This is a genomic window from Streptomyces sp. M-16, assembly GCF_052114405.1.
Classification (GTDB): domain Bacteria; phylum Actinomycetota; class Actinomycetes; order Streptomycetales; family Streptomycetaceae; genus Streptomyces.
In genome coordinates, this window is record NZ_JBFRER010000319.1 from 1 (window position 1) to 643 (window position 643).

Below are 643 nucleotides of genomic sequence, written 5' to 3' on the forward strand. Positions count from 1 at the left end.
TGGAGAGTTTGATCCTGGCTCAGGACGAACGCTGGCGGCGTGCCTAATACATGCAAGTCGAGCGAACTGATGAAGAGCTTGCTTTTGATCAGTTAGCGGCGGACGGGTGAGTAACACGTGGGTAACCTGCCTGTAAGACTRGGATAACTCCGGGAAACCGGRGCTAATACYGGATAACTTTTCTCTCCGCATGGAGAGAGATTGAAAGATGGCTTCGGCTATCACTTACAGATGGACCCGCGGCGCATTAGCTAGTTGGTGAGGTAAYGGCTCACCAAGGCGACGATGCGTAGCCGACCTGAGAGGGTGATCGGCCACATTGGGACTGAGACACGGCCCAAACTCCTACGGGAGGCAGCAGTAGGGAATCTTCCGCAATGGACGAAAGTCTGACGGAGCAACGCCGCGTGAGTGAWGAAGGTYTTCGGATCGTAAARCTCTGTTGYYAGGGAAGAATGCTTGGGAGAGTAACTGCTCCCAAGGTGACGGTACCTGAGAAGAAAGCCMCGGCTAACTACGTGCCAGCAGCCGCGGTAATACGTAGGKKGCRAGCGTTRWYCGGAATTAYTGGGCGTAAAGCGYGCGCAGGCGGTTYGWTAAGTCTGATGTGAAAKCCCCSGGCTCAACCGTGGAGGGTCATTGG

The 643-nt window shown here is 55.1% G+C and carries 1 rRNA gene; it reads left to right on the forward strand.

Annotation, left to right across the window (positions count from 1 at the left end):
* Positions 1–643 (forward strand): 16S ribosomal RNA (locus AB4039_RS42350); the annotation flags it as partial.